Raw genomic sequence first — 11907 nt, forward strand, 5'->3', positions numbered from 1 at the left:
GTCGAGTCTAGGTAGCTTTTGTGGATACGCTCGATCGCATGGTCACCCACATCACGAAGGCTGTCATCCCCGCGGCGGGGCTCGGGACGCGGTTCCTGCCCGCCACGAAAGCGATGCCGAAGGAGATGCTGCCGGTCGTGGACCGCCCGGCCATCCAGTACGTGGTGGAGGAGGCGGTTGGCGCGGGCCTCCACGACGTCCTCATGATCACGGGCCGCAACAAGACCGCCCTCGAGAACCACTTCGACCGCAACGCCGAGCTCGAGGCCACCCTCCAGCTCAAGGGCGACGACGCCAAGCTCCGCAAGGTCAACGAGTCCACCGACCTCGCCGACATGCACTACGTCCGCCAGGGCGACCCGAAGGGCCTCGGCCACGCGGTGCTCCGCGCCGAGATGCACGTGGGCCGCGAGCCCTTCGCCGTGCTCCTCGGCGACGACATCATCGACAAGCGCGACGTGCTCCTCTCCCGCATGATCGAGGTCCAGCTCGAGCGCGGCTGCTCCGTCGTCGCGCTCCTCGAGGTGGATCCCTCGCAGACGCACCTCTACGGCGTGGCCACGGTCGAGGCGACGGACGACGACGACGTCGTGCGCATCACCGGGATGGTCGAGAAGCCGGCCGCCGGCACCGCGCCGTCCAACCTCGCGATCATCGGCCGCTACGTGCTGCGCCCCGAGGTCTTCGACGTGCTGCACAAGACGGAGCCCGGCAAGGGCGGCGAGATCCAGCTCACCGACGCGCTCGAGAAGATGGCGGCCGCTCCCGAGTGGACCGGCGGCGTCTACGGCGTCGTCTTCCGCGGCCGCCGCTACGACACGGGCGACCGGCTCGACTACCTGAAGGCCATCGTGCAGCTCGGCGTCGACCACGAGGACCTCGGCGAGGGCCTGCGCGAATGGCTGCCCGAGTTCGTCAAGACGCTCGAGCGCTGATCCGCGCGCACGGCGGTCGGCCCGCCTCCGGGGATCCGCTCCGCGCGGCATACCCGGCGCGCGGCGCCACCCGACCCGGTCGGGCCTAGGCTCATGGACGTGCCGCAGACCGTACCCACCATGCGGGACGGGCGCATCTCCGTCCGCCCCATCCGGCTCCGCGACTCGCGGGCCCTCGAGCGCTCGCTGCTCGACAACCGCTCGTGGCTCCGCAAGTGGGAGGCGACCAGCCCCTACGCGCCCATGGCGTTCGACACCCGCGCGAGCATCCGGTCGCTCCAGGCCAACGCGCGGGCGGGCCTCGGCGTGCCGCTCGTCATCGAGTACGACGACGAGTTCGCCGGCCAGCTCAACGTCTCGTCCATCGCCTACGGCTCGCTCTCGAGCGCGACCATCGGCTACTGGGTCGGCCAGGACTTCGCCGGCCGGAACGTGACGCCTACGGCCGTCGCGCTCGCCACCGACCACTGCTTCACCACGCTCGGGCTCCACCGGATGGAGATCTGCATCCGCCCGGAGAACGCCCCCAGCCTCCGCGTCGTGCAGAAGCTCGGCTTCCGGTACGAGGGCCTGCGACGCCGCTACATCCACATCAACGGCGACTGGCGCGACCACTTCTGCTTCGGCCTCGTGGTGGAGGAGCTGTCCACCAGCGTGCTCGACCGCTGGAAGCAGGGCGGCGTGGACCCGGAGTGGTCGCGCGTGCCCGACGCCGATGTCGAGGCGGCCGCAGCCCCGCTCGCCGTGCAGCGCCGCATCTGACCCGGGATCCGGCGCCGGTCCGGCTGCCGGCCGGGTCCGGCCCGCGCCTGCGGATGCGCCGGTCCAGCGGTGGACACGCGGCGCGCTTCCCGCGCCGTGCGCCCCCGACCTCCTAGCCTCGGGACATGCAATCCGGCGGCATCATCATCGCGCTCTCCGCGGTGCTCTGGCTCGCCTACCTCCTGCCCACGTGGCTGCACCGGCGCCAGTACATGGCGACCGAGCGCAACGCCGTGCGGCTGCAGCAGACCCTGCGGATCCTGGCCGAGACGGCCGAGGTCCCCGACGCGGTGCGGGCCGAGACCAGCGCCCGCAGCGTCGTCGAGCAGCAGCGCGCGCTCCGCCGCGCCGCCGAAGAAGCCGAAGCCGCCGCGCGCGCGCGAGACGCCGCCGCCCAGCGCGCCCTACCGAAAGTGGCCCCCGTGTCCGCAACGTCGCCCTCCGCCGCCACGCGCCTCCGCCGCACCCGGCTCGTCGCCACCGCGATCCTCGCGCTCGCCCTCGTGGGCGTCGTCGCCGGCATCGCCCAGGTCGCCGGCGGTGCCGCGTGGACGCTGCTCGTGATCTCGTCCCTCGCCACCATGGGATCGCTCGCGATCCTGCAGCGCATGTCCCAGGTCGCCGCCGCCCGCCGCCTCCAGGCGCCCGAGGCCCGGCCGCGACCCCAGACCGGCTTCACCGACTTCCACGAGTCCGCCGAGCAGCCCGCCGCGCCCGTCGCCGAGCGGGAGGAGGGCGAGTCGTGGACCCCCGTCCCCGTCCCGAAGCCGCTCTACCTCTCGCGCTCGCAGGCGCCCGGCCCGCGACCCGGCGCCGGCAACGCGCCGCGCACGCCGCTGTCGCCCGTCGAGGAGATGCGCCGCGCCGCCGCCGCGTCGGAGGAGACGCTCCGCCGCGCGCACCTCGAGCCCGAGGTCGCGCGCCTGTCCGCCGAGGAGGAGGCCGCGCCCGCCGCATCCGCCGCTCCGCTCGCGCCCGCCGCGCGCACCGCTCCGGACAGCCGCTTCTCGCGCATGGGCATCGTGGATGACGCCGAGCCCGGCATGGGCGACCTCGACGAGGTGCTGCGGCGCCGCAGGGCCGTCGGCTGACCCCTCGTCTCCGGGCCGCGCGGTTCGGAGGGCTCCCCGTGACGTGGTAGTCTCGTGGAGTTGTCAGGGCCTATGGCGCAGTTGGTAGCGCGCCTCGTTCGCATCGAGGAGGTCAGGAGTTCGAATCTCCTTAGGTCCACAAGAACCCCGCTCCGGCGGGGTTTTTGCTTTCTCCCGACCCGTCCGCGGGCTGCCACGGGAGGTGCGCCCGACCGGTGACCGCGGGGGATCCCGGCCGAGCCGACGGGCAGCGCGCACGCGGTGATGACGGGGATGACGGGGATGACGACGCTGCACGCCCCGCCGATCCGCAGTGCGACGTTCACCCTCACGTCCTGTGAGGGATGTTCCCGAGCGCCCTCCGAGCCTCTTAGCCTTCCCCCATGAAGACACGAAGAGGCCTCACCACTGCACTGCTCGGACTCCTCCTCCCGGTCGCGCTCGCGGCGGCAGGAGCATCGGCTGCCTCGGCCTCCGCAGCCGACCCGGGCGCCGTCGCGCGCACCTCCGCCGCCTCGACCGCCGCGACGGCCGCCTCCGGGTGGCTGCACACCGACGGCGGGAGGATCGTCGACGCATCCGGATCCACGTACACCATCCGCGGCGCCGCCTGGTTCGGGCTCGAGTCGTCGGGCTGCGTCCTCCACGGGCTCGACAAGATCACGCTCGACAGCGGCATGAAGCACCTCCACGACATGGGCTTCACCACGGTGCGCCTCCCGTACGCCAACGAGTGCCTCCACGCCTCCAGCACGGCCGACTGGCTGAACGCGAACCCAGACCTGCGGGGCCTGTCCCCGCTGCAGCTCATGGACCGCGTCATCGCCTCCGCCAAGGCCAACGGCCTCAACGTGTTCCTCGACCAGCACCGTCCCACCACGAGCGGGCAGTCCGAGGTCTGGTACACGTCGGACCTCCCGGAGTCGCAGTGGATCTCCGACTGGAAGATGCTCGCGGACCGCTACAAGGACGACCCGACGGTCATCGGCGTCGACCTGCACAACGAGCCGCACGGCCAGGCATCCTGGGGCACGGGCGACACGGCCACCGACTGGCGGCTCGCCGCCGAGCGCGGCGGGAACGCGGTGCTGTCGGTCAACCCGAAGCTGCTCGTCATCGTCGAGGGCACCGACAAGCAGCCCGACGGCTCGGGCACCTGGTGGGGCGGCGCCCTCGGCGCCGCGGGCGACAAGCCGGTCCGGCTGAGCGTGCCGAACCGCGTCGTCTACTCCCCGCACGACTACCCGTCGAGCATTTCCGGCCAGTCGTGGTTCAGCTCGCCCGAGTACCCGAAGAACCTCACGAGCGTGTGGGACACCCACTGGGGCTACCTCGCGAAGACCGGCGTCGCCCCCGTGCTGCTCGGCGAGTTCGGCACCCGGCTGGAGACCACGAGCGACAAGCAGTGGCTGTCCACCCTGGTGTCCTACCTGCAGACCACCGGCATCAGCTCGTCGTTCTGGTCGTTCAACCCCGACAGCAATGACACGGGCGGGCTCGTGAAGAGCGACTGGGTGACCCCGGAGCAGGCGAAGCTCGACGCGATGGCGCCGATCCTGCACCCGGCGGCATCGTCGGGTTCGGGTTCGGGTTCCGGATCCGGCGCCAGTTCCGGCTCGGGATCCGGTTCCGGTGCCCAGCCCGCTCCGCAGCCGCAGCCGCAGCCGCAGCCGGCACCCGCCACGTCGGGCGCCGTGGCGGCGACGTGGCAGCCGGGCGGTTCCTGGTCGTCCGGCTACGTGGCCGATCTCGACATCACCGCGAAGTCCGCCGTCTCCGGGTGGACCGTGTCGTGGGCGAGCTCCGGCACGACCTCCGTCGGGAACAGCTGGGGGATGCGCTGCGGTGTCGCCTCCGGCACGGTGACCTGCACGGGCGCGGACTGGGCAGGTGCGCTGTCCGCCGGCCAGACCGTGCACGTCGGCCTGCAGGCGGCCGGTGGTCCCGCTCCGAGCGCGCCGCAGCTCACCGTCACGAGCCGCTGACCTCCACCTCACCACGGCGCCGGTCGTCGGGCTCCCACCCGGCGGCCGGCGCCGCCGCTCGTTAAGATCGGTCAGTGCCCCGCCCCGCGATCCCGTCCGTGACCATCGCGACCCCGGAGGTGCGGGCGCTCCGCGCCGACCTCGAGGCGGCGCCCTTCACCCTGGCCTCGGCGCTCGGCGTCTGGGGCGACGCGGCCGGGCAGGCCCTGCACCGCGGCAACCGGATCCCCGCCCGCCGCGCCGTCGCCGCTGCGCGCACCGCGGACGGCCTCCCCGCCCCCGCCGCGCTCGCAGCCCTCTTCGTCCTCGGCGACGCCGTGGACGCCGCCGACCTGCGACGCGCACTCCCGGCGCTCGGCCTCGACGGTGCCGCGCGCCTCGGGCTGGTCGAGGTCGACGGCGACCGCGTGCGCCCGGCCGTCGACCTCCGGCCCTACGGCTTCATCGACGCTCACGGCGTCGGCGAGTGGTGGATCGCGTCCGACCTCGGGGAGCTCGCCACGGGCGGCGCCCTCGACGAGGACCACGTGCTCGGCGTCGGCGGCGCGTCGGCGACCCTCAGCGGCCTGATGATCTCCACCCCGGTCGCGAACGCGCTCGACCTCGGCACCGGCTGCGGCATCCAGGCGCTGCACGCCTCCCGCCACGCCGACCGCGTGGTCGCCACGGACATCTCCGCGCGCGCGCTCGCCTTCGCCGCTCTGAACGCGGCGCTCAATGGCGTCACGACCATCGAGCTCCGCCTCGGCAGCCTGTTCGAGCCGGTCGCGGGGGAGCGCTTCGACCACATCGTGTCGAACCCGCCGTTCGTGATCACCCCGCGCGCCGACGGCGTTCCCGCGTACGAGTACCGCGACGCCGGGCTCGTGGGCGACGCGCTCGTGGAGGGGGTGATCGCCGACCTCGCCGACCACCTGACGCCCGGCGGCGTCGCGCAGCTCCTCGGCAACTGGGAGCACCGGGCGGGGGAGCCGGGCCTCGAGCGGGTGGCGGGCTGGCTCGACCGCGCCGCGGCGCGCACGGGAGCCGGCCTCGACGCGTGGGTGGTGGAGCGCGAGGTGCAGGACGCCGCGCTCTACGCCGAGACGTGGATCCGCGACGGCGGCACCCGCGCCGGCACACCGGAGTCCGAGTCGCTCATGGGCGCGTGGCTCGACGACTTCGCCGCCCGCGGGGTGGACGCCGTCAGCTTCGGCTACCTGACCCTGCGTCGTCCCGCCGCGGGCGCGCCGACGCTCCGCCGCCTCGAGCGCCTGCCCGGCGGACTCGGGCACAACCCCACCGGTCTGGGTGAGCACCTCGCCGCGTCGCTCGCCGCGCACGACGGCCTCGCGCTCCTCGACGACGACGCGCTGGCGGCGACCGCGCTCGTGGTCGCGGGCGACGTCACCGAGGAGCGGCACCACTGGCCCGGCGCCGAGGACCCCACCGTGATGATCCTCCGCCAGGGCGCCGGCTTCGGCCGCGAGCTGCCGCTCGACACCGGGTTGGCGGCGCTCGTGGGGGCATGCGACGGCGAGCTCACCGTCGGAGCCATCGCGGACGCCGTGGCGCAGCTCACGTCCGTGGATGCCGCCGCCCTGCGCGCGGAGCTGCTGCCGCGGATCCGCGCGCTCGTGGCCGACGGGTTCCTGCTGCTGCCGGACGCGGCGGCGGACGCGGATGCGGGACAGGCCGCCGGCCGCCCAGGCGACGACGCCTAGGATCTCCGGGTGACCCGCCGAACCGCCCGCCCCGCCGCCCGTCCCGAGATCCTCCGCGCCGCCGTGCTCGACGCCGCGCTCGTCGTCGTCTTCGTCCTCATCGGGCGCGCCAGCCACGGCGAGGACCTCGCGCCGTCCGGCGTGCTCGGCACCGCGTGGCCGTTCCTGGCGGCGAGCGTCGTGGGCTGGATCGTGGCGCGCGCCTGGCGCGCGCCGTCCCGCATCGTGCCCACGGGCCTCGTGGTGTGGGGCGTCACGGTCGTCGTCGGCATGGTGCTGCGCGCGCTCACCGGGGAGGGCGTGGTGGTACCGTTCGTGATCACGACCGCGATCATCCTGGGGATCCTGCTCCTCGGCTGGCGCGGCATCGCCGCCGTCGCCGTCCGCCGCCGGGCGCGCGCCTGATCCGAGTCGTCGCGGCTCCGGCGCCGGTCGCGACTAGGCCGCCGCCTCCATCACGGCGATGAGCGCCTTCGCGTAGGCCTCCTCCGCCTCGAGGTCGCGGTGCTCGACCTCCTCGCCGGCGATGACGACGAGCACCACGTGAGCGCCGTCCTCGGCCCCGCCGATCTCGCGTCGCAGCGAACGGAAGGCGCCGCCGAGGAGCGCCCGTAGCTGGTCCTCGCGCGGGAGCCACAGGCTGTCCTCGAGGGCGACCGAGTCGAGCGCCCACTCGGTCGTGCCGTTGAAGCCGAGCACCGTCCCGGTCGCGTGCTCGTGCGCCTCGATGGTGAGCTCGCTGATGGTGAAGACGTCCGACTCGAAGCCCTGCCCGCGGATCCGGAACCGGTCGCCGGGCTCGGGGCTCCACTCGAGGCCGAGCTCCAGGAGGGTCGTCGCGTGCGCGGTGGAGATCATCCGTGCAGTATGCCCGGCCCTCCCGGGCGTCGCCTCCGCGGGTGGGGGAATGCCGGTGCATTAGATTCGGGGCACCGACCGCGGCCGCCGACCGCCGCCGTCCGGGACCGGGAGGACCATGCGCGCGACAGTCAAGGACGTGGCCGCGCGCGCCGGCGTCTCCCCGAAGACCGTCTCCAACGTGATCACCGGCCGTGTCGCCGTGAGCCCCGCCACCCGCGAGCGCGTCGAGCAGGCGGTGGCCGCGCTCGACTACGTGCCCAACCTGTCGGCCCGCGGACTCCGCAACGGGCGCACGGGCGTCATCGCGGTGGCGCTGCCGGACCTCGGCACGGCGTACTCCGCGGAGCTCGCGCACCACCTGGTGGAGGTGGCGCACGAGGCCGGGTACAGCATCCAGATGGAGGAGACCGGGTCGCGGCCGGACCGGGAGCGCGACCTCATGTCCCGCGCGCGCGAGCACCTGGTCGATGGCCTGATCCTCAACCCGGTGCTGCTTTCGCAGAGCGCCATCGTGCGCGCGGAGTCGCTGCCGCCCGTCGTGGTCATCGGCGAGGTGGAGCAGGAGATCGCCGACCGGGTGGGGGTCGACAGCGTCCAGGCCTCCTACGACATGGCGCGGTTCCTCCTCGGCACCGGTGCCCGGCGCATCGCCGCCGTGGGCACGGCCACGCGCGAGGAGTCGGCGGCGGGCGACCTCCGCCGCATCGGCTACCTCCGGGCGATGGAGGAGGCGGGCGAAGCGCCGATCGAGATCGACCGGACCGGGTGGAACAGCGCGTCCGGCGCCGAGGCCGTCGACACGTGGCTCTCCAGCGGGAACCCGCTGCCCGACGCGCTGTTCTGCTTCACCGACGGCCTGGCCTTCGGCGCTCTGCGGGCGCTCGCCGACCACGGGATCCGCGTGCCCGAGCAGATCCAGGTCGCCGGCTTCGACGACGTCGACCAGTCGCGCTTCTCGATCCCGACCCTCACGACCGTGCACTTCGACATCCGCGCCTACGCGGAGGCGGCGGTCGCCCAGCTCGTGCGGCGCATCGAGGAGCGCGAGGGACCGCCCGTGCACGTCGTGATCCCGCACCGCGTCGTCGTGCGCGGCAGCACGCGCTCGACGCTCGTGGGCTGATCGCTCCGCCCCGGTCCGCGCCGACCCCCGAGATCGACCCCGGAAACGTTGCGCTCGCCATTACAACGATGTAATGATCGTCGCATCACGAAGGAGTGGTCAATGGATCCTGTTGAGGGAAAGGCCGGGGCGCGACCCACGGCGTGGTCGAGGCGTCAGCTGATCATGGGCGGCGCGGCCGCCCTGGGCGGCGCGTTCCTGGTCGGGGGTCTCTCGGGCTGCGCGCCCCAGGTGGCGGCGGCCGGCGGCATCGTCGACCTGAAGTACTGGCACCTGCTTTCCGGCGGCGACGGCATCCGCATGACGGAGATGGTGCGGCAGGCGGAGGCGACCGGCGGCGACTTCGACGTCACCGCCACGGTCCTCGCCTGGGGTCAGCCGTACTACACGAAGCTCGCCATGGCCTCGGTCGGCGGCCGCGCGCCCGACGTCGCCGTGATGCACGCGGCCCGCGTCCCCGGCTTCGCGCCCGGCGGCCTCCTCGACCCCTGGGACCTCGACGTGCTCGCCGAGCTGGGCGTCACCCAGGCCGACTTCGAGCCGCGCGTCTGGGACAAGGGCGTGGTGGACGGGAAGCTGTACTCCATCGCCCTCGACAGCCACCCGTTCGTGATGATGTACAACACCGACATCGCGGGCCAGGCCGGCCTCCTCGGCGACGACGGCCAGCTCGCCCCCCTCGACTCGCCCGAGGCCTTCGCCGACGCGATGCGCGCGATGCAGGGGATCACGGGCGTGCACGGCCTCAGCTACGGCTACCTCGGCGACGGCACCCAGATGTGGCGCCTCTTCTACACGCTCTACAAGCAGATGGGCGGCGAGATGGAGCTGCCCACGGGCGGCCAGGTCGTCTACGACCGCGACAAGGCCCTCACCGCGATCGAGTTCATCCGCACGCTCCTCGACGGCACCATCGCGACCGCGAGCGGCGACGCCGGCACCGCCATCGCCGAGTTCGCCGGCGGCAAGAGCGGCGCGATCTTCACGGGCGTGTGGGAGCTGCCCACTTTCCAGACCGCGAAGCTGCCCTTCGACGCGATGCCGATCCCGACCCTCTACGGGACGCCCGCGTCCTTCGCCGACTCGCACGCGTTCGTGCTCCCGCATCAGAGCGCACCCGATCCGGACAAGCGCCGCAAGAGCTACGAGTTCGTGACCGACCTCCTGAAGAACTCGCTCCAGTGGGCGGGCGCCGGGCACATCCCCGCGTACAAGCCCATCATCGACAGCCCGGAGTACGCGGAGCTGCTGCCGCAGGCGCACTACGCGTACGCGGCCGAGCAGATCGAGTACGACCCGGTGGCGTACTTCACCGGATCCGGCTCGGACTTCCAGACCTTCTTCGCCGAGAACATGCAGAACGTGTTCCTCGGCCGGCAGGATCCCGCGGCCGGCCTCGACGCGTTCATCGGGCAGATCGACGCGCTGCTCGCCAAGCCCAACCCCCTTTAGCGGGCCGCGGCCGCTCCCCGCGGCCCGGCGCCCCATCCTGCGAAACGACGAAGGAGTCCACTCGTGACGACAGCTGCACCACCCGCCCCGGTCTCGCCCGCGACCGGACCCGCCTCCCCGCCTCCCGTCGCGGGCCGCCCGAGCCCGAGGCCGCGCGCGAAGGAGCAGATGCAGGGGATGCTCTTCATCGCCCCCTTCGTCGTCACCTTCCTGCTCTTCCTCGTGTGGCCGGTGCTCTACGGCTTCTACCAGAGCCTCACCGGCCAGAGCCTGACGGGCGCGAACGGCGGCTTCATCGGCTTCGCCAACTACGCCGAGGCGTTCGGCGACTCCCAGATGTGGCGCTCGCTCGGCAATACCGCCGTGTTCACGGTCGCGAGCACCGTGCCCCTCCTCCTCGTCGGGCTGGTCCTCGCGCTGCTCGTGAACCTCGGGCTGCCCGGCCAGTGGCTGTGGCGCCTGTCGTTCTTCCTGCCGTTCCTGCTCGCGTCCACCGTTGTGTCGCTCTTCTGGCTGTGGATGTACAACCCGCAGCTCGGGGTGGTGAACGCGATCGCCGGATCCCTGGGCCTCCCGCAGCCGGCCTGGCTGCAGGACCCGTCCCTCGCCATGGCGAGCGTCGTGATCACCACCGTGTGGTGGACCGTCGGGTTCAACTTCCTCATCTACCTGGCGGCGCTGCAGAACATCCCCGACCAGCAGTACGAGGCCGCGGCCCTCGACGGCGCCGGGAAGTGGCGGCAGCTGTTCTCCATCACGATCCCGCAGCTCGCCCCGACGACGGCGCTCCTCGCGATCCTGCAGGTGCTCGCGTCGCTCAAGGTCTTCGACCAGATCTACCAGATGACCGCGGGCGGCCCCGGCGGCGCGACCCGGCCCATCGTGCAGTACGTCTTCGAGACCGGGTTCACCGGCTTCCGCTTCGGCTACTCGGCCGCCATCTCCTACATCTTCTTCGCCCTGATCGTGGTCATCTCGATCGTGCAGCTCACCGCCACCCGGAGGAAGCCATGACCACCGCCACCCGCCCCGCCTTCTCCGCCGGCACGCTGGCCCGCAAGCCGGCCACGACCTCGGCCGCCCGCGCGGGGCGCACGGGGACCCCGCGGTTCGCGCCCTCGCGCATCGCGGCGCTGCTGATCCTCCTCGTGCTCGCGGCCGCGTGGCTGCTGCCGTTCCTGTGGGCGGTGCTCACGTCCTTCAAGTCCGAGACGGACGCGGCGGCGTTCCCCGTGACGCTCTTCCCCGCCGGCGGCTTCACGCTCGACGCCTACGCCTCGGTGCTCAAGGGCGGCACCATCCCCCTGTGGACGTGGAACAGCCTGCTCACGAGCAGCGTGATCACGGTGGTGGCGGTCGTGTTCTCCGCGCTCGCCGGCTACGCGCTCAGCCGCATCGACTTCCGCGGACGCAAGGTGCTGATGGGCGCGATCGTGGCGTCGATCATCGTGCCCCCGCAGATCCTGATCGTCCCGCTCTTCTACCAGATGCTGTCGTTCGACCTCATCGACACCCTCTGGGCGGTGATCCTGCCCCAGCTCGTGCACCCGGCCATGGTCTTCATCCTGAAGGCGTTCTTCGACCAGATCCCGATCGAGCTGGAGGACGCGGCGCGCGTCGACGGCGCCGGCCGGGTGCGCGTGTTCCTGCAGATCGTGATGCCGCTGTCGCGCCCCATCCTCTCGGCGGTGGCGATCTTCATCTTCATCGGCGCGTGGAACAACTTCCTCTGGCCGTTCATCGCGACCAACGACTCGAGCCTCATGACGCTCCCGGTCGGGCTGCAGACGGTGAAGAGCGCCTACGGCATCCAGTACGCGCAGAACATGGCGTCTGCCGTGCTCGCGGCGCTGCCGCTGATCGTGGTGTTCCTCTTCTTCCAGCGCCAGATCATCAAGGGCATCTCGACGACCGGGTTCGGCGGGCAGTGACCCGCACGACGACGGCCCGCCCCGCGCGATGCGGGACGGGCCGTCGTCGTCGTGGCGGAGCGAC

The 11907-nt window shown here is 72.7% G+C and carries 11 protein-coding genes and 1 tRNA gene; 11 read left to right on the forward strand and 1 reads right to left on the reverse strand.

Annotated features, from left to right (window positions below; genetic code table 11):
- The first annotated feature begins 38 nt into the window (after nt 1-38).
- From galU to AWH51_RS07235, 7 genes are all read left to right on the forward strand, one after another.
- Complete coding sequence (galU, locus tag AWH51_RS07205; protein ID WP_063071417.1) at nt 39-935, forward strand: UTP--glucose-1-phosphate uridylyltransferase GalU; 897 nt, start codon at nt 39-41, stop codon at nt 933-935.
- Nucleotides 936-1028: 93 nt separating this feature from the next.
- Entirely contained in the window at nt 1029-1697 is a 669-nt protein-coding gene (locus AWH51_RS07210) for a GNAT family N-acetyltransferase (protein WP_063071418.1), read from the forward strand.
- A gap of 125 nt (nt 1698-1822) precedes the next feature.
- Nucleotides 1823-2788: a hypothetical protein gene (locus tag AWH51_RS07215; protein ID WP_063071419.1), complete on the forward strand. Its 966-nt coding sequence runs from the start codon at nt 1823-1825 to the stop codon at nt 2786-2788.
- 66 nt (nt 2789-2854) lie between these two features.
- A tRNA-Ala gene (locus tag AWH51_RS07220) sits at nt 2855-2927 on the forward strand.
- 244 nt (nt 2928-3171) lie between these two features.
- On the forward strand, nt 3172-4773 hold the full coding sequence (locus tag AWH51_RS07225; RefSeq protein ID WP_063071420.1) for a cellulase family glycosylhydrolase: 1602 nt from the start codon (nt 3172-3174) through the stop codon (nt 4771-4773).
- 74 nt (nt 4774-4847) lie between these two features.
- Nucleotides 4848-6476, forward strand: a complete 1629-nt coding sequence (locus AWH51_RS07230) for a DUF7059 domain-containing protein (RefSeq protein ID WP_063071421.1) — start codon at nt 4848-4850, stop codon at nt 6474-6476.
- 9 nt (nt 6477-6485) lie between these two features.
- Nucleotides 6486-6881, forward strand: coding sequence for a DUF3054 domain-containing protein (locus AWH51_RS07235; RefSeq protein ID WP_081234953.1), 396 nt, complete (start codon nt 6486-6488; stop codon nt 6879-6881).
- A gap of 33 nt (nt 6882-6914) precedes the next feature.
- Here AWH51_RS07235 and AWH51_RS07240 read toward each other — a convergent pair whose 3' ends face one another.
- Nucleotides 6915-7334, reverse strand: coding sequence for a hypothetical protein (locus AWH51_RS07240; protein WP_063071422.1), 420 nt, complete (start codon nt 7332-7334; stop codon nt 6915-6917).
- 118 nt (nt 7335-7452) lie between these two features.
- Here AWH51_RS07240 and AWH51_RS07245 point away from each other — a divergent pair, with 118 nt between their 5' ends.
- From AWH51_RS07245 to AWH51_RS07260, 4 genes are all read left to right on the forward strand, one after another.
- Nucleotides 7453-8460, forward strand: a complete 1008-nt coding sequence (locus AWH51_RS07245) for a LacI family DNA-binding transcriptional regulator (protein WP_063071423.1) — start codon at nt 7453-7455, stop codon at nt 8458-8460.
- Nucleotides 8461-8562: 102 nt separating this feature from the next.
- Nucleotides 8563-9912, forward strand: coding sequence for an extracellular solute-binding protein (locus AWH51_RS07250; RefSeq protein WP_063071424.1), 1350 nt, complete (start codon nt 8563-8565; stop codon nt 9910-9912).
- 63 nt (nt 9913-9975) lie between these two features.
- Nucleotides 9976-10926, forward strand: a complete 951-nt coding sequence (locus tag AWH51_RS07255; protein WP_063071425.1) for a carbohydrate ABC transporter permease — start codon at nt 9976-9978, stop codon at nt 10924-10926.
- The gene (locus AWH51_RS07260) at nt 10923-11843 is read left to right on the forward strand and encodes a carbohydrate ABC transporter permease (RefSeq protein WP_063071426.1); all 921 of its coding nucleotides are present in this window, start codon (nt 10923-10925) and stop codon (nt 11841-11843) included. Before AWH51_RS07255 ends, AWH51_RS07260 begins: the two co-directional genes overlap by 4 nt.
- Nucleotides 11844-11907: the final 64 nt, after the last annotated feature.

This window comes from Clavibacter tessellarius (assembly GCF_001618005.1).
Lineage (GTDB): Bacteria > Actinomycetota > Actinomycetes > Actinomycetales > Microbacteriaceae > Clavibacter > Clavibacter tessellarius_A.

Bases quoted from the DNA above. Each gene is read 5' to 3' on its own strand.
- galU (WP_063071417.1), top strand. From the start codon at position 39: ATGGTCACCCACATCACGAAGGCTGTCATCCCCGCGGCGGGGCTCGGG.
- AWH51_RS07210 (WP_063071418.1), top strand. From the start codon at position 1,029: ATGGACGTGCCGCAGACCGTACCCACCATGCGGGACGGGCGCATCTCC.
- AWH51_RS07215 (WP_063071419.1), top strand. From the start codon at position 1,823: ATGCAATCCGGCGGCATCATCATCGCGCTCTCCGCGGTGCTCTGGCTC.
- AWH51_RS07225 (WP_063071420.1), top strand. From the start codon at position 3,172: ATGAAGACACGAAGAGGCCTCACCACTGCACTGCTCGGACTCCTCCTC.
- AWH51_RS07240 (WP_063071422.1), bottom strand. From the start codon at position 7,334: ATGATCTCCACCGCGCACGCGACGACCCTCCTGGAGCTCGGCCTCGAG.
- AWH51_RS07245 (WP_063071423.1), top strand. From the start codon at position 7,453: ATGCGCGCGACAGTCAAGGACGTGGCCGCGCGCGCCGGCGTCTCCCCG.
- AWH51_RS07250 (WP_063071424.1), top strand. From the start codon at position 8,563: ATGGATCCTGTTGAGGGAAAGGCCGGGGCGCGACCCACGGCGTGGTCG.
- AWH51_RS07260 (WP_063071426.1), top strand. From the start codon at position 10,923: ATGACCACCGCCACCCGCCCCGCCTTCTCCGCCGGCACGCTGGCCCGC.